This window comes from Peribacillus sp. NJ11, from assembly GCF_030348405.1.
GTDB lineage: Bacteria > Bacillota > Bacilli > Bacillales > DSM-1321 > Peribacillus.
Genome location: NZ_JAUCFO010000001.1, coordinates 3,864,779 through 3,881,857, shown reverse-complemented (window position 1 = coordinate 3,881,857; position 17,079 = coordinate 3,864,779). Strand labels below are relative to the sequence as shown.

The 17,079-nt window shown below is 37.8% G+C and carries 17 protein-coding genes and 2 pseudogenes; 5 read left to right on the top strand and 14 right to left on the bottom strand.

The window, feature by feature from the left end; translation table 11 throughout:
- Positions 1-26 precede the first annotated feature (26 nt).
- Positions 27-200 (bottom strand): glycerate kinase, encoded by a 174-nt coding sequence (locus QUF86_RS19145; protein ID WP_289335241.1) that lies wholly within the window; start codon positions 198-200, stop codon positions 27-29.
- Positions 182-625, bottom strand: a pseudogene (locus QUF86_RS19140) (glycerate kinase). Before QUF86_RS19140 ends, QUF86_RS19145 begins: the two are co-directional and overlap by 19 nt.
- Positions 626-755: 130 nt before the next feature.
- On the opposite strand from QUF86_RS19140, the gene QUF86_RS28650 reads away from it, so the two are divergent.
- Both QUF86_RS28650 and QUF86_RS19135 read left to right on the top strand, forming a co-directional pair.
- Positions 756-902, top strand: coding sequence for a helix-turn-helix domain-containing protein (locus QUF86_RS28650; protein ID WP_353957671.1), 147 nt, complete (start codon positions 756-758; stop codon positions 900-902).
- A 125-nt stretch (positions 903-1,027) separates the two neighbouring features.
- Positions 1,028-2,635: an FMN-binding glutamate synthase family protein gene (locus QUF86_RS19135; protein ID WP_289335239.1), complete on the top strand. Its 1,608-nt coding sequence runs from the start codon at positions 1,028-1,030 to the stop codon at positions 2,633-2,635.
- 199 nt (positions 2,636-2,834) lie between these two features.
- Here QUF86_RS19135 and QUF86_RS19130 read toward each other — a convergent pair whose 3' ends face one another.
- Both QUF86_RS19130 and QUF86_RS19125 read right to left on the bottom strand, forming a co-directional pair.
- On the bottom strand, positions 2,835-3,773 hold the full coding sequence (locus tag QUF86_RS19130) for an MBL fold metallo-hydrolase (protein ID WP_289335237.1): 939 nt from the start codon (positions 3,771-3,773) through the stop codon (positions 2,835-2,837).
- 230 nt (positions 3,774-4,003) lie between these two features.
- Positions 4,004-4,597, bottom strand: a complete 594-nt coding sequence (locus QUF86_RS19125; protein ID WP_289335236.1) for a branched-chain amino acid aminotransferase — start codon at positions 4,595-4,597, stop codon at positions 4,004-4,006.
- 174 nt (positions 4,598-4,771) lie between these two features.
- Here QUF86_RS19125 and QUF86_RS19120 point away from each other — a divergent pair, with 174 nt between their 5' ends.
- Entirely contained in the window at positions 4,772-5,890 is a 1,119-nt protein-coding gene (locus QUF86_RS19120; RefSeq protein WP_289316334.1) for an NAD(P)/FAD-dependent oxidoreductase, read from the top strand.
- Positions 5,891-6,094: 204 nt separating this feature from the next.
- Here QUF86_RS19120 and QUF86_RS19115 read toward each other — a convergent pair whose 3' ends face one another.
- The 6 genes and pseudogenes from QUF86_RS19115 to QUF86_RS19090 form a co-directional block, all read right to left on the bottom strand.
- Entirely contained in the window at positions 6,095-6,589 is a 495-nt protein-coding gene (locus QUF86_RS19115; RefSeq protein WP_148358009.1) for a DinB family protein, read from the bottom strand.
- A gap of 153 nt (positions 6,590-6,742) precedes the next feature.
- A pseudogene (locus QUF86_RS19110) lies at positions 6,743-7,544 on the bottom strand (IS1595 family transposase); the annotation flags it as partial.
- Between the two features lie 226 nt (positions 7,545-7,770).
- Complete coding sequence (gene glaH, locus QUF86_RS19105; protein ID WP_289316333.1) at positions 7,771-8,709, bottom strand: glutarate dioxygenase GlaH; 939 nt, start codon at positions 8,707-8,709, stop codon at positions 7,771-7,773.
- A 330-nt stretch (positions 8,710-9,039) separates the two neighbouring features.
- The gene (locus QUF86_RS19100; protein WP_289316332.1) at positions 9,040-9,381 is read right to left on the bottom strand and encodes a DUF3870 domain-containing protein; all 342 of its coding nucleotides are present in this window, start codon (positions 9,379-9,381) and stop codon (positions 9,040-9,042) included.
- 21 nt (positions 9,382-9,402) lie between these two features.
- Complete coding sequence (gene lhgO / locus QUF86_RS19095; RefSeq protein WP_289335235.1) at positions 9,403-10,620, bottom strand: L-2-hydroxyglutarate oxidase; 1,218 nt, start codon at positions 10,618-10,620, stop codon at positions 9,403-9,405.
- A gap of 14 nt (positions 10,621-10,634) precedes the next feature.
- Entirely contained in the window at positions 10,635-11,309 is a 675-nt protein-coding gene (locus tag QUF86_RS19090) for a GntR family transcriptional regulator (protein WP_289335234.1), read from the bottom strand.
- A 293-nt stretch (positions 11,310-11,602) separates the two neighbouring features.
- On the opposite strand from QUF86_RS19090, the gene QUF86_RS19085 reads away from it, so the two are divergent.
- The gene (locus QUF86_RS19085; RefSeq protein ID WP_353957698.1) at positions 11,603-11,998 is read left to right on the top strand and encodes a GyrI-like domain-containing protein; all 396 of its coding nucleotides are present in this window, start codon (positions 11,603-11,605) and stop codon (positions 11,996-11,998) included.
- Positions 11,999-12,397: 399 nt separating this feature from the next.
- On the opposite strand, the gene QUF86_RS19080 is transcribed toward QUF86_RS19085, so the two are convergent.
- Complete coding sequence (locus QUF86_RS19080) at positions 12,398-13,339, bottom strand: aldo/keto reductase (RefSeq protein ID WP_289335233.1); 942 nt, start codon at positions 13,337-13,339, stop codon at positions 12,398-12,400.
- 157 nt (positions 13,340-13,496) lie between these two features.
- Between QUF86_RS19080 and QUF86_RS19075 the strand changes: the two genes are divergently transcribed.
- Positions 13,497-14,168 carry a TetR/AcrR family transcriptional regulator gene (locus tag QUF86_RS19075; protein ID WP_289335232.1) on the top strand — a complete coding sequence of 224 codons (672 nt, stop codon included), beginning with the start codon at positions 13,497-13,499 and terminating at the stop codon, positions 14,166-14,168.
- Between the two features lie 244 nt (positions 14,169-14,412).
- On the opposite strand, the gene QUF86_RS19070 is transcribed toward QUF86_RS19075, so the two are convergent.
- The 3 genes from QUF86_RS19070 to uvsE all read right to left on the bottom strand — a co-directional run bounded on the left by QUF86_RS19070 (position 14,413) and on the right by uvsE (position 17,001).
- Entirely contained in the window at positions 14,413-14,892 is a 480-nt protein-coding gene (locus QUF86_RS19070; RefSeq protein ID WP_289335230.1) for a DinB family protein, read from the bottom strand.
- Between the two features lie 83 nt (positions 14,893-14,975).
- On the bottom strand, positions 14,976-15,548 hold the full coding sequence (locus QUF86_RS19065) for a site-specific integrase (RefSeq protein ID WP_289335228.1): 573 nt from the start codon (positions 15,546-15,548) through the stop codon (positions 14,976-14,978).
- A gap of 481 nt (positions 15,549-16,029) precedes the next feature.
- The gene (gene uvsE / locus QUF86_RS19060; protein ID WP_289335227.1) at positions 16,030-17,001 is read right to left on the bottom strand and encodes a UV DNA damage repair endonuclease UvsE; all 972 of its coding nucleotides are present in this window, start codon (positions 16,999-17,001) and stop codon (positions 16,030-16,032) included.
- Positions 17,002-17,079 lie beyond the last annotated feature (78 nt).

The window sequence follows — 17,079 nt, the reverse complement described above, 5'->3', positions numbered from 1 at the left end:
TTGTTATTCCATGATCATATAAAGCTTCAATACCAGTTCCTATTGATCATAAAAACGAATACGGGAATACCATACTTTTTCGCTTCTTGTGCAACTCCCATCGGTGTTTTTCCTGAAGCTGTTTGGTAATCGATTTGGCCCTCACCGGTAAAGACACAATCAGCATCGTATAGTTTTTCACTCAGTTTCGTAAATTCCATAACAATATCGACGCCCCTTTTTGTTTCCGCATGGAAAAAGGCTTGAAATGCACTCCGATTCCACCTGCAGCACCAGCTTTATCATGCAGGTGAATGCCTGTCTTGACTTCCACCAAATCAGCCCATGATGTTAAAGCCTTATCAAGCATCTCAACCATGGCAGGAGTCGTCCCTTTTTGGGGTCCGAATACACTTAATGCCCCTTCCGGACCGACTAACGGATTTTGAACATCCGAGGCAAACAAAAACTCGGAATCTGCTATTCTTGGATCAAAATCCTCCGTATTTATTTCTGATATGCGCGACAATTCGGCTCCACGAATCCCAGCGGATTACCAACTTCATCAAATACCCCTCATACCCAAAGCCTGGAGCATTCCAACGCCGGCGTCGTTGGTAGCGCTACCCGCAATGACAATTTTCATTCTCAGGTCCCCTTTTAATTTATTTTAATATTAATTTAATTATAATCTTAGGGAATATGTTAATCATCGTCCAAACTATATGAAAATTAGTATGACATAAAGTATTTAATTTTTTAGCTATAATAAAATAATGGTCCCTCATCCTCCATGGTTTGAAACTCTGCACCGATTTTTCCTAAGTAACTTAAATATCGGGGAATGTGCAAAAAGAATGCATATAAATCGTAATTCCCTTATATACCGATTAAAAAAATCGTTGAAGAAAATTGTGAAATAAGACTACTCATTTAAATTTTTTCGTTTCTATCCCTATTAAGACCTTGCATTGGAATTCTGTATAATTGATCGAGGTACCGAGTAGATTAACATTACATGATTTTTTTCCATATCAGGAGGGATTGGATGAGTGGTATCGCAAATATTTTAATTATCCTTGGATTTTCCATTATCTTCATCATCATCATTGTCTTGTTTTTCCTATTACTTTATATGATTTTCTTTGACCGCATGCAGAAGCATCATGCAATTTTAAGAAATTACCCAGTGCTTGGGAGGATACGTTACTTTCTGGAAAAAATCGGCCCTGAAATGCGGCAATATTGGTTTAACAGTGATAATGAAGGAAAACCCTTTTCCCGGGATGACTATGAACATATGGTGAAAAGTTCAAAATATTTACGGGATGTCATAGGTTTTGGTTCAAAACGGGATTTTGATGAAGAAGGCTTCTTTGTTAAGAATAGCATGTTTCCAAAATTGGCAGAAGAAGAAAAATACGATCGAGAAACAAAAGTGACGACTAAAAGATACATTCTAATGAAAGATCCGCTTTTCTCACAGCGAGAAGAAAAATGGGGAGATGAGGTATCCTCTGCATTTTTATTGAATGATGAAGATGCCGTGATCATCGGCCCAAACACTAAGAATCCCTTTCGTTTAAAAGGTCTTATCGGCATGTCCGCCATGAGTTATGGTTCTTTGGGGAAGAACGCAATCACTGCCCTTTCTGAGGGATTGGCTGCAGCAAAAGGAACGTGGATGAATACAGGGGAAGGCGGACTTTCTCCTTATCATTTAATTGGCGGCGTCGATATAATCATGCAAATCGGTCCAGCCATGTTTGGGGTTCGTGATAGTGTCGGCGAAATGGATTGGGATGAGTTAAAAAGAAAAAGTGAAATACCAGAAGTCAAAGCATTCGAAATCAAATTGGCTCAGGGTGCCAAAACTCGCGGAGGGCATATCGACGCTGAAAAAGTGAATCCCGAAATCGCTGAGATCCGGAAGGTCGTTCCGTACAAAGCGATCGATAGTCCGAATCGGTTTCATCAATTCAATGACGTGAAATCCATGTGCGATTTTATCGAAAAAATCAGGGACCATACTGGCATCCCGGTCGGCATCAAAATGGTCATTGGCGGCAATGACAGTGTTGAAGAGCTTGCGAGCTACATGAAAGAAAGCGGGAAAGGTCCGGATTTCATTTCATTGGATGGCGGTGAAGGCGGCACGGGTGCATCTTATCAGGAATTGATAGATAGCGTAGGATTACCGCTAAAATCCGCTTTGCCGATTTTAGTATCGACCCTGGAAAAATACGGTGTCCGCAATCGCGTTAAAATCATCGCCTCCGGTAAATTGTTCACGCCTGATAGAATAGCGATAGCTCTGGCCATGGGAGCCGATCTTGTTAACATAGCAAGAGGTTTCATGATTGCCATTGGATGTATACAGACGATGAAATGTCAATCCAATGCTTGTCCTGTCGGGGTAGCAACGACCGATCCAGAATTGCAAAAGGCACTTGTCATCGATGAAAAGAAATACCGCGTGGTCAACTTTCTTGTTACCCTTAGAAAAGGATTATTTCGAATCTCAGCCGCTGCTGGTTTGGATTCGCCTATTCATTTTCAACCTGAGCACATTAGCTATAAGGACGATAAAGGAATAGTCACATCCCTTGAAGATATCATGAAAGAAGTTAAGGGACTATTAGGAGCCAGACAATGAAAAAACCACCGCCCAAATTGTGATGGGCGGTGGTTTTTCTTTATCAATCAAGGTAGCGGCTGTAGCTGTATAAGTTACAAAATAATGTAAACCAGACCTCTTACTATTATAAATCAATTAGCATATGGGACAGTTTGAATTTCGTTGTTAAATCAAAAAAAAGCTCATATGACATGAGCTAGATTCAATGTTCAATATATCAAATTGATTGATAATACCATTTGCCATCACGTTTAAACCTTCTGCATTGGTCATTCAAAAGAAGGTATTCAAGGTGAGCCAATGTTTCACCAACAGCAAACCTAGTTTCGTGAATGGGCAGATTTCCAAATAAGATATTGCATGCACTTTTAACAGTAATCGGCTCTTTCATGTTTTCATGAATTACATGCAACCGGTCCTGATGGTGATCCAATAATTCAACAATTCTTTTATTGGCATTTTGAAATGGTTTCCCATGTGAAGGGATGACATATTCTACGTCCAACTTTTGAATTTTTTTCAAAGAAGTAAAAAACTCTTCCAATGGGTTGCTGAAACCCTTAAACCAATAAGAAATATTAGGAGATACCCTAGGCAATATATGATCTGTTGAGAAAAGGACACTATTTTCCTTATTGTATAAGGAAATCAGACCATCTGAATGCCCCGGCGTGAAGATCACTTCATACTCATATTTACCAAAACGCAGCTTCAATCCTTCGTCAAGATGATGATTTACTGTAGGATAGGGTTTTACTTGTGGCATAAAGCTGCTTTCGTCACTGGATAAGGCCACAGCTATTTCGTCTTCCATCCCGCATGCCTCATAATTTTCTTTAAGCTTATTCAGAGAATCCACTTCCCAATACGTAGTTCCCGCATGTTCTTCCACTTTTGTCATCCAAACATCTGCACTGGTTAATTGTTGTAAAGCCCCTGCATACCCGAAATGGTCTGGGTGATAGTGGGTGATGATAATATCGGTAATATCATGTTTTTCAATAATGGGATTCCATATATCCCTTGTAGTGTTATTATTTAATCCCGTATCAATGATTGACCACCCTTTTTCACCTTCTGCCAAGAAACAATGAACATGGTCCAATCTAAAAGGCATTGGAATGGTAACTTGAGTAACTTTCAATTCATTCAGCAAGTATAACTTCTCCTTCCGATGTAACTTTCAACTTCACAAATTCGAAATAATCAGATAAGTTTGTTAAATAAAGGTATTATTAATCAATTCGACGAATTATTTGCAGTTCCTTTAATCATCTACATTTATGGCCAATCGGATAAATCTAAGGAGATTAACCAGTGGCTGAGGGCATTGTATAAAGCTAAAGAAATAGAAAAACCGCCATCAATTGATGGCGGTTCCTCGTTTTACATATCTTCCTCGATTGTTTGAACAAGGATAAAAAGAAAATGATAAATTAAATTGAAAGCTTGTTCCAATGACAGGTCCTCTCGAAAACCTTTTACGTTATCCAAGGCAAAATTCACATCCCATAGGCCATCACCCTGGTTAAACATTACACTGAATGATCCAATGCCTTCTTGAAGTTCCTTTGTTAAATAGGTTTTTAAAACTTCTCCCATTTTTTTCTGAAATTTCAATCCGAACATCGCGTTATAAGTACCAAAAACATCATCCACTTCCAACGAAAGTGCCTCAACACCGATTAATTCAAACCATTTGGATTCAAAGTAAAGGAATTCTTCTTTATTGTTTTTCAAATACCCGATCGGTTGTGATAAAAATGCAGAGTTCTCTTCAGAAATCAATTCTTCGCTCTCTTTATTACTGCGCTCGATATAAGCATCAGTAAAACGGGATGCATTTTCTTTTTCCACTATTATGATATCATTAGCGATCAATTTATGCTTTTCTGCATAATCCCTTTCTTCTTTAAACAACTCAACCTTGTTTTCGATTACGGATTTTGATATGTATGATTCCATTTGTTTTTTTAGCATTTTATGTCCTCCTAATATCTTTTCAAGCTTTCGCAATTTCAATCATAGCATATTCAATACAGATAAAATAACTTTGTGAAAGAAATTACAATATCGGCTGTGGCAATCGTTTCGTGTCTTCGATATAGTAATGGTAAGCGTTTATATATATGAGAGAGAGATGAGATGTTAAATATGCAAAAAATCATTGTAGTTGGTGCAGGGATTCTAGGAGCTTCCACTGCCTATCAGCTCGCTAAAAATGGAGCTGAAGTGATTATTATAGACCGCCAAGATGATGGACAGGCAACTTCTGCTGCTGCAGGAATCGTGTGCCCATGGATTTCGCAAAGGCGGAATCAAGCTTGGTATCTCCTTGCTAAAAATGGAGCTGCTTTCTATCCGGGTTTAATTGAAGAACTTGAACAGGATGGGGAAACGGAGACTGGATATGCCCAAGTCGGGGCCATAAGTTTACATACAGATGAAGAAAAACTGATTGCCATGAAGAACCGAGCGGCAAAACGGAAAGAAGATGCACCGGAGATCGGGACGATCACATTACTTTCTGCAGAGGAAACAAAAGCCTTATTCCCGCCTCTTTCCAGTGAATATGCAGCAGTTCACGTGAGTGGTGCCGCTCGGGTCGATGGACGAGCGCTACGTGATTCCTTATTGAGGGCATCACAAAAAAACGGTGCGAAACTTATGTATGGTGAGGCTATACTTTCATATAATGGTGCACATGTGACAGGTGTAACACTTGAAGATGAAATCATACCTGCTGATAAAGTGATTGTTTGTGCTGGAGCTTGGGCACCGGAATTATTGAAACCACTGGGCGTGAATTTTCAAGTCAGCTTCCAAAAGGCTCAAATCATTCATCTGGAAGCACCAAATACAAATACGAATAACTGGCCTGTGGTCATGCCTCCCAGTGATCAATATCTTTTGGCTTTCGATAATAATAAGATCGTTGCTGGGGCAACTCATGAAAATACGGACGTCTTCGATAACCGAATGACTGCAGGAGGGCTGCAGGAAGTTTTCAATAAGGCCCTGCATGCCGCTCCCGGCTTGTCTGATAGTACGTTTGTTGAAGCGCGGGTCGGATTTCGTCCATTCACACCTGGATTCCTTCCGGTTATTGGTCCTTTACCTAATTGGGAAGGAATTATCGTAGCCAATGGTCTTGGAGCTTCCGGTTTAACTATGGGCCCCTATATAGGCTCCCAATTGGCAAACCTCGCACTTGATAGAAAAATCGATATCGATTTAGAAAAGTATGATGTAAGAGGTGCGCTTTTAACATAACTTCCAAATCATTACCTATCTGGCTAATGAACGTATTAAATCAACTGACCCTGGAACTTTCCTAGGTCAGTTTTTTTAAAAGGCTTTGTTAAGTAGTATTGTTGTTTTTCGTATAAAATATGGGAACGTCCGATTTGGACGTTCCCGTTCTTATTCCATTAAAGCCCCCTATAATGGAATAACTGTAAAGCTAATGAAGCTTTTTTAAAAGCTGCGTTTCCCTGGCCAAGCTCCTTGCATTTTACTAAGGAATACAATTTGCCCAATATGATATGCGTCGTGCATTGCTAAACTCTTCAGTTCAAGCACTAATGAATTATCTTCTCCTGGGATCTGTCTATACAAATCTTCATGTTCTGATTTTGCTAGTATTTTTCCAAGTTCACGATGAACATAAAAGTATTCTTGTTTTGTTTCCTTCCAATTTTCTAACGTCTCAGTTGGTAATCGAAATGTAGATTCATTATTTTCTGCCTGTGGTTCATTCGCTGTTTCACCAAGAAATCGCATCAGAAATCTCTTTTCATAGAAAAGTAAATGACAAACTAATTCCCAAATGGAATTCATTGCCCCATCAGCTGGTTTCCAAATTGCCTGTTCAAAAGTGATATCCTCAAGCACTTTTTCAAGTGGTGGAAACCAGTCTTCTTCATCTAAGCAGCTTGCCCATTGTTGTAACAAAAGTGTCTTTACATCCATTTTCTATTCCCTCCAATTTAATCCCTTTAATAGATAATCCCTTTGGTCAAAATTCATTTGCGGCGAGTTGTTGTAGATAGCTCACTAATTAAGGTGTCATGCCAATTCCTTGTTCAATTAAACTGGCCCTTTAACGAAACAATGAACGTTCCGTTATTTGGAAAATTCTGATAACCCTAGTTTATCATAAGTTGTGTTAACTGAGAAAGAACAACTGTCTAAAACCATTTTGGTTATCGTAAAGATATCTTTTATATGTTTGATGGTGTCTAAGAATTGGAACCAGCTCAAATAATGGTCTAGATATTTAGTCGCTACACCATTAAAACGCTCCATCCAGCTCTTTAAACGGCTGTATAACTTTTACATTCTGGATGTGATAAATCCCTTTAACTCGCTCCCTACCATTTGCTTTAAAGCGATGAAGCTCAATTCCTTTTTCTTTGGTATAAGTCATAAACGCCCGCCAAGCATCCGTACATAGAACATTTTGTATTGATAGCTTGGAACCTAACGCTTCGTCCAAACTCTTTTTTATAATACGCCCTTTTCCTATTGTTTTGGAAAACGTTCTCTTTTGGCGGTCTCTGGCTACAAGAACGCATACTTGGCCCTTACTTATTCCTCTAAACTCCGAACTACCACCGCGTAACCTTGGTTTTCGACCTTGGTTATTCCGTTTTCCTTTATCGGAATAGAGGAAATAGGTTTCATCCATTTCTACTATGCCTTCGAAAAGTTCAAAATCCATCTGTTTCAATGTAGTTAGTATTTTATGCCTCCAATAAAAAAGCGGCACATAATGAGCACCAATGAGTTTAGCTGATTTCCGAAGGGAATACCCTTCAATCATACATTCGATGAACTGAAGCCATTTACTAGGCATATAAGTTCTGTGAAGAGGAGTGTTCGTCATATCCGTGATTGTTTTACCGCACTCTTTGCAGCGGTATCTTTACGTTCAATGGTATTTACTTATGTCCGCTAACGCCATTAAAACTCACTCGCTCTCAGTAATTTTAGTTCATCATAGAACAGCCGTTCGAGAAAATCAAATAACAACATTATTCTTTAATAAAGCCAAAAAAAAGATAAATTACTTTCCAACCAAAGGGTTGAAAAGAATTTATCTTAAAAATGGTATTTGGGGATGAAAAAACATTTGGGTTTACAAAATGAAACTATTGATTGAATCTTCCGCGCTGGCGAAGTAATTCACGGTTCAGATTCGGATCTTTTTCAAATGCAGCGCGGCCGTGAAGCCAAAATATATTGTTGACGACAACTAAATCTCCAACAGGCAGTTCCAGTTCAAGTACACTTTCATCGTTTTCTAATGAATTGGATAAATCGCGTAAGTATTTGGCTTGTTCGATTGATTCAGGATAAACAAATTGATCGATAAAACATACACCAGGTTTGTTATTATGATTGAAGAAAGTCAATCTTTCAATTTCCTGATCAATGTTCTTGCTTTTTGGAGCCTTATACGTGAACTTTTGGCTGGATAATGGATGATTAACATACGTATCAAGCTCTTTCCAATCGTCTAGGTGCAATAAACGTGATTCGCCACCGCGGGCATTTTGTTCGATCATCTTCATCATTAGTAACCAGTCAGTTGGTTCATCTACAAATGTTCCGTCCGTATGAAGTGTAAATAAACGATAGGCCTGACGCAAATATGAATCACTGCTATCCGTATCTTGAACACTAAAGCGGGCATAATATTTTCCTGACATGGCATCATGGTTTGGAGTTCCCAGCAAGTATGAAATAGCCGTCGCAAAAATGACATATTCATCTGTATTTTCCGTGACACCCTCCAAGCCGAGGGTGAAGCCGCCGGATTCCCGGTCATGAACGATGTTCCGAAGCACTTCACCAAAGTCTTCCCCCACTTGATCCAATAGATATGATGCAACGATGAGTCGTGCATATGGTGTATATTCCAGATGTTGAACAGACTGATTATCCTTCGATACGGTTTCTAAAAAAGCGGCAATTGCCTCTTTTGAAATTTCAATATGATATAAACGGCTGGTTTGAGGGTGAACTTTCACCTCGTATTTTTCTGTTTTCCTTTCAAACTTAGCTCTCTTTTTTTCTGCAATGCTCATGAATAATTCCTCCTGTTATTTGTAATATAGGTGACAAAGTTAACGGGAAATATAAAAAGCCAGTCGCACATGATCCCCAAATAAAATAGGAATCCAACTGTACAACTGGCTTATATTCACTTCACTGCTCTATGCAAATAGAGTCACAGCGAATATGCAGTTTATGTATGATTTATTTTTCCTGTTTACCAATCATTAAGATCTTTACACGATTCTGAAAAGGTATTTTCCAAAAGGTGTTAATGTCATAATATTGGCTTAATTCAATTAAAACGTTTTTTCGTAAAATTGTCAACATTTTTTTACAAATTATTCTGATAAATTATATTCCTAACTTGGTAGTTTCGTTTTTTCTCCTGCTTTAATTTGCTGAAAATGGAGATCCAGGTCCTTCAAGGCAGCAATCAATGCATTTGCTGCTTTCCCCCGATAATAAGATTGAATCGATTCTATCGCGTCATCGACACCATCATTTAAACTGATTCCTTTTAACAATCGCCCAATGAATTCCCGGCCATGCTCTGTTGCCAGTGTACAAGAAGCTTCAAGGACAACCCCATATTTTACATCGACTTCTGCAGTGATCGTCAATGTTTCAAATACACTTTTTGCTGCCATTCCTTGAGGTAAACGTGCATGACCTGCAATGAAAATTGTTTTACCATTGAACATGTGGCTTCTTCCTCTCGAATTTTATTTTGTTAATACGGCTTCCAATAAGTGTGATTGTTCCGGAATGCGGTTAACAACCTCTTTTCCAATTTCAATCGAAGCTGTTGCAGCAGGTGATGGTGCATTACATACATGAATGGTCCGTTTTCCCATGATAATATGAAAATCATCCACCATATTACCATCATCCTGTAACGCCTGGGCCCGGACTCCAGCAGGTGCAGGGATTAAATCATCCTCTTGAATTTCCGGAATTAACTCCTGCAGGCTTTTCGTGAATTGCTTTTTACTAAAAGAACGGATATATTCATCCATCCCTTCCTTCATGAATTTACTAGCCAGCTTCCAAAAACCTTTATAGCTTAAAACTTCAGTCAAATCTTTCGCATTGAAGTCTGTTTTCTTATAACCTTCCCGTTTGAAACTTAGTACAGCATTTGGACCGGCATCTACTTCCCCACTAATCATCCGCGTAAAATGAACCCCCAGAAAGGGAAATTTCGGGTTAGGTACCGGATAAATTAAATGATTGACAAGGAAGCGCTTTTCAGGCTTCAATTTAAAATACTCACCGCGAAACGGGACAATTTTCATATCAGTTTTATACCCCGCAGCTGCTGCGATACGGTCACTGTGCAACCCTGCGCAATTAATGACCATCCTTGCCTTTATGGTACCGTTGTTCGTGTCGATGATGACATCATCAAAATCCTCGTTAATCTTCTCCACCTTTGTATTCAGCTTAATCTCACCGCCGTTGCCCCGGATGATATCCGCCATCTTTTCACTTACCTGACGATAATTGACAATGCCGGCTTGCGGGACGCGAATCGCACCAAGTCCATTAACATGAGGTTCGATTTCCTTTAACTCATCCACACCGATTTTTTGTATAGCTAGTTCATTTTGCAAACCGCGTGAATATAAATCATCCAGTAGGGGCAACTCTTCTGGCTTTGTTGCAACAATGACCTTCCCGCAAATATCATGTTCAATTCCATGCTTCCGGCAGAATTCCGTCATTGATTTGCTTCCTTGACGGGCAAACCGTGCCTTGAAACTGCCTGGTTTATAATAAATTCCTGAATGGATGACGCCGCTGTTATGCCCCGTTTGATGATCTGCAACAACAGCCTCTTTTTCAATGACTACCACTTTAGCATTAGGAAAACGCTGATAAAGTGCCATTCCCGTCGATAATCCTACAATTCCCCCACCAACAATTGCGAAATCATACACAATTAACACTCCTTTTATTGATGATTTTTAGTATTCAGCAACTCCATATACGTAATTAAATTGTTCTTAGTCCGTAAGATGTGAAATTCTACTGCTGCCCTTAGTTCTGCAGGATCGCCTCTTAGTGCCGCTTCATATATCATCCGGTGTTCCCGTTGCGTTTCTGGGTAATAGTCAATCAGCAAATTCGGCGCAATGGGTGATATCCCTAGTGTTTCTACCATTTTTTGAACCCTTGGCCATGGGCACCCTTTTCGGAGGGTTTCATGAAAAGCCGCATTCAAAATGATGTAATGCTCATTGGTTTCATCAGATAACTGAATTCCTTCCATTTCAACCAAAATTCCCTTTAATTTTTCTTTATCCTCCTTTGTTAAATAAGGAAGCGATTTTTCCACGGCAAGGCCTTCCAGTAGAGATCTTGTATGATAAATTTCTTCAATATCATCCCGGGTAATCGGTGTGACAATTGCCCCTTTATGAGGAACCATTTCCACCAACCCTTCCATTTGAAGCTGTGTAAGGGCTTCGCGAATGGGCATTCTACTTACTTCCAGGCGATCAGCCCATTCCTCTTGGATGAGTCGCTCCCCCTTTTTCAAAGTCCCATTCAAAATCGCTTGCCTGAGGCTTTTTGTCACATTTTTAACGATTGTTGATTTATCTTTATTCGAATTAGCTTTATCCAATTCAGCGTCCACCTTTCGATATTGGATACAATGTTAACTATATCAACTAAATAAAGCGATTACAATACTGAAAATTAAATATATTGTATCCAATTATAAAACTACTGGATACAATACATTAGGTAAACATCACATATGAACATAAATCTCATTTTCCATTCCGAAATAATTTGAAACTGTGAAATCAGAATCAACTATTTAAATAACTTTGCGTTTTTTTAAAATTCACAAGTTTTTAGCTGTTCATCTTTTGAGATTAAACCAAATTTATACAAATGAGGGGTTGCTAGTTAATAAGTAATGAAGTCTATCTGATTGGCGAAATACGGACTAATAATTTCTCGGATAAGGATCTTTTCGAGAAAATTAGATCGTTGTGGGGCAAAACAAATGATTATACAATTGAAAATGATATGAAATATGGGATTTATCATCAGTACGTAAGCAACTATCGAGGAGATTATACTTTATCTATAGCTACCGAAACCCCTGTATCGAATGAAAAATTGATCATTCCAGATCATGAATACGAAGTGTTTGAATGTCTACAAGATGAACATTCCATAGGTGAAACGTGGAAAAAGATATGGCGGTTGGAAGATGAAAAAAAATTGAACAGGGATTATAGTCTGGATTTCGAAAAATATTATCCTGATGGAAAAGTGGAAATACATATTGCGATTAAATAAGCTATAAAAAGAACCCTATCTTAACGATAGGGTTCTTTTACGTTTAAAGTTGATGACACCACTAGTTAACATAATAATATTATGGTAACAAAGAGCTGTTACATCACAAATGCTTCTAATATAATGTGTTGATAATTATCCCTCTAGAAAATGAGTCTATTTTTCTCAACAAAAAAAGACTATATGATTGAGTTAGCTGAATTGGATGAAGAAAACAAAAAACTAAAAAGAGACAATGCCCTTTTACTTGGAAAGTTAGCTAACAAATAAAGATAGTTGATTTTCTTCTTCAACTAACGCGGCAGTTTTATTGAAGAAAACGATAAAAAATGCCTCGTTGGTATTAAATACGAGGCATTTTTCTGAAAATTCTAAACATGTGTATGTTATGTTCAATTATTAATAACGACCGCCATGTACAGCATTTTCTGGGCTGATTTCCTCAAGTTGTGCTAATTCTTCTTCAGTAAGCTGAATGTCTATAGCTGCAACATTTTCCTCTAGATATTTCACTCGTTTCGTACCCGGAATTGGCAATGCCCCTTTAGCTAATGTCCACGCAATTGCGAGTTGTGAAACCGTTAAGTTCTTTTCTTTTGCAAGTTTTCCAAGTTTGTCCACAATATCAACATTTTTTTTGAAATTATCACCTTGGAATCTTGGTAAATGTCTGCGAATATCATTAGGTTCGAAATCCTCAAACTTACGTAGTGTCCCAGAAATGAAACCTCTGCTTAGAGGGCTATATGCCACATGAGTAATTCCAAGCTCCTTTACAGTAGGGAGAATTTCTTCTTCAATATCTCTGCTCCACAGAGAGTATTCTGTTTGTAATGCACTGATTGGATGAACCGCATTTGCACGACGTATAATGTCTGCGCCTGCTTCAGAAAGACCAAGATATCTAACCTTACCTGCCTTCACTAAATCTGACATGGCTCCAACTGTTTCTTCGATTGGAACATTCGGATCTACTCTATGTTGATAATACAAATCAATATAATCCAGCCCAAGACGTTTGAGGCTCTCATCAATTGCTTTTTTTACGTAGTCAGGATGTCCACCCAAAAACTCCCAGTTATCCCCGAAACCAAACTTAGTAGCTACAATAGCTTTTTCTCTGCGCCCCGCTAATGCCTTACCGAGAAGTTCTTCATTATGCCCATTACCATAAGTATCTGCGGTATCTAGTAAAGTAACTCCAAGCTCCAAGGCACGGTGAATGGTTTTAATTGATTCTTCGTCATCGCTAACACCGTAAACTCCAGGTGACATCCCCATAAGACCTAATCCCATAGCTGAAACTTCTAAATCACTATTGCCTAATTTTCTTGTTTTCATATAAAACCTCTCCCCTTTGGGTGAAAATTTATTACAAAGACAGTGTAGCATGAAATGAATACTAAATAAACAAAAAAGATTAATTTTGTATGTTTTATTCGTTGTGTATAATTTGTAAGTTGTTTTTGGTATAATGTAAAAGTAGGGAGGAATTAAAGTGGCTCATGACAATATGACAACTGAAAAATTCAAACAAATACAAGATAGACTTATTTTCAAACTGCTGCCAACTGTAAGAAATAGTGGATTTCAAACATTACGTATGGATGATATTATGAAAATTATGGATATAAGCAGAGCAACCCTGTATAAATACTTTCCTAATAAAGAAGATATATTCCATAAAGTTACAGATGGTTATGTTCAGTATATTGAAGAAATGTCTACAAAGTTACCGAAAGAGGAAACAATGTATGCAACCCAGTTTCAACAAATATTTGAGCAATCAGTTTCACTCGCACTACTAATCACGGATGACTTTCTTAAAGAACTTCAGATCACCTATCCGTTAATGTATAAGAAACTTTGGGAAACAATCCAAATTCGTGAGAAACAGTTACTAAATTTTTATAATGAAGGAGTTCAAAAAGGCATATTTAATGAAGTGAATGGAAGGCTTTTAATACTACAGGATAAGATGTTATTTAGCATGTTGGATTTAAAATATTTAATGAAAAACCACTGGACTATTGAACAAGTACTTTTGGATTTTTATAAGCTAAGGAAAATACAACTTTTTAAACCAGAAATGCTTTCTACTGTAGATGATTCATTAATTTTCCCTAGAGTGGAATACTTAACTCAGAAAATATCTAATATTTTGTTATAACTATAACAGTAATTTTTTTCTTGACTGCCTGTTGGCAGTTTTTGTTTTTTATAGGGGATAGGGAAACATGAAAAGGTTAATTTTGTGAAGAAATTCACTTAAGCTATCGGGTGCGTTAGTTCAAGAAGGAGTATAAAAAAAGCCTGTATCAATGATTACTCGGTAATCTAAGATACAGGCTTTATATTTAGGCAACTAATTGTTCTTATATATATTTAAATACAATAGTCTTTTTTTGAGTAAGTCATTCGGATGAGATAAGTCCCCGTCCAATAAGGTTTGCAGAAACAGGCTTTTTCCCTGCTTCCCTTGCCCAAACTGAAATTTGTCCTACATGGTGAATTTCGTGAGCAATGACATGCCGCATTATCTCACCCCAAGTATCTGTTACGATTTTCCCATCTGGCATAGTATCATGAAATAATTTATTTTCCATAACCTCATTCCAATTGTATACAAAGTCATTCACTTCCGTCCGAAAAACAGCATCCAATTTCATTACCTGATCCAAACTCTTATATTTTTCAAAACTCTCAGTGAAGTCTTTTTTACCTTGTAAAAGGCGTATCCAACTCCACTCTACATCAACTATATGGAAGAGTGTTTGCAAAATGCTCCCCACTCCGCCAGTTCTGGAACGAAGAAGTTCTTCTTCGTTCACCTCACCACACCAACGATACCAGTTTTCTCTAACCATCCAGTTATATCGAAATAATGTTTGCACTGGAATACCTCCCATTGTAGGACTATGGTGACCATTAAAAAAATACTAAGTAACACAGGAGAGCTGTAACTCGCCCCGTTCATTTAATAATAGAAATCCATCAATGTTTCGTCCATTAAATCCTGTGTGAGTCCTATGTAAATCATCGTATCTTTTGGATTGGAGTGATTAAGGATTTGCTGCAGTAACGCAATATCCTTGAACTTTTGGTAATGTAAATAGCCGAAAGTTTTTCGAAGGGTATGTGTACCGACATCCGGAATGTCTGCCATTTCAGCTGCTTTGTTCAAGACCCGGTAGGCCTGTACCCTAGTGATTGGACCATTCCCTTTTCGACTTGGAAATAAATACTGTTCATTTTTCAAGTTCATCTTCCGGACATATTTCCTTACTTCCTTACGAAGTTGAGGATTGACCAGGAACCGCTTAATTTTATCTGTCTTTTGCTCCACAATGACTATATGCGTACCCTCAAGGATATCTTTCACTTTCAATTGCAATAAATCCCCTATACGTAACCCGATGTTTATCCCGATGGAAAACATCATATAATCCCTATAGCTGCAATATTTTAATAGTGACTTTTTCATCTTATCTATGTGATCCAGCCGGCGTATCGGCTGAACATTTTTAATTCTTTGAGAGGTTGCTTGCATGAATGGCTCATTCCCCTTTCCCCTTCTATCATTGTACGTGAACAGGCGAAAAAAAGGCAAGTTTTATAAATTTCAATCCCCTTATAAACCTTGATTTAACGCGTTTTCGAATGTATCAATAGAGGCCCTTTGTTACATTCGGAATATTCTTGTAAATTATTCTGTGAAACCCCTATAATCTATTAACCGCCATTAAACGCTTATATAGCCTCATAGAGCGATTTTAATTCAATCTGGAATAAAGACTCTATGTGTTTCAAACAATAGCTTTAAAACCCAAATATGAAGGTCGCTTTTTTGTCTTTATTAAGACTTTTGTGAAATAATGTATAAAATATTAATCAGCCTATCAATATTAATAATGACTTCCCTTTCCATTTATTAAGCATCCAAATTGTTAACGATAATTATGTTATGTAAACAATTGCAATTGATAAAGAGAAACTTATGCATAACCTCTTTATCGAATCATACCGATTGATTAATTAATATAAAAACTGGCATCATCAATGATTTCTATTTCTTTGTAACTTTTCAGTTCATCCATCAACTGGAAAAGTGCTCCATCCTTTTGTTTAGCTTCAATCATGCAATCCAATTGTGGTAAGCTACCCTTAATTTGTTGCAAAAAATCAATGAACATTCCTGTATCCACAAAGTCAGCGTGTGCTCGAAATTCTTTATCGGACCTTGGACTTGAAATATGCATTTTAGGAGGTAGTTTGGAATTGCTCCAGGTATGTAAGATCCTGTCCCAATGATCTTTCCAATTTTCACTTGGTAACTGATGTGCGAGGTAATGGTGATAATCAAAAACCATGGGAATCCCCAATTTCTCACATAAGTAAAGGGTTTCCGACAAAGTATAGGTGGTATCATCATTCTCAAGTATGACCATCCTTTGAATCGATTCGGGAATCAACCCCCAATTATGGATAAACTGCTCCAAAGCCTGTACATGTTCGCCATAACCGCCACCAACATGCAGAACACAGCGATGCTCGGGGTCCACCCCCATTTTTTTCAATAAAGTATAATGCATCCTTAATGTTTTTAATGATGTCTTCAGTATATCGATATTTGAACTATTCAAGATGACGAAATGATCTGGGTGAAAATCTATCCTTATTTTTGGGTGATCAGTAATGAATGTTTTTAATTTAGCAAGTTCTTCTGCAATAGGATCAATGTAATCCCATTCTGGAATTTCTGGATGATTGGCTAAAGGGATAAGTTTAGAAGAAAGTCTAAAAAACTGAATATTATTAGCTTCGTTATGGATCAGTAAACGCCAACAATTATGAAGATTGGAAGTTGAAATACGTTCAAGCTTCCTTATCGCTGCATCTCTGTCCTTAATTTTCGAAAACTGAGCAAAAGTCATCGTTTGGGATGGTGAACAGTTTGGCACATGATTACTCATGGCTACATAACCTAGGCGAATTAATGTCAAATGGTTACCTCCTTTAAGATTTAATGGAAGTATTCCCCTTAGTGACCAATATTATATATGTGAAAGAATCCATCACGC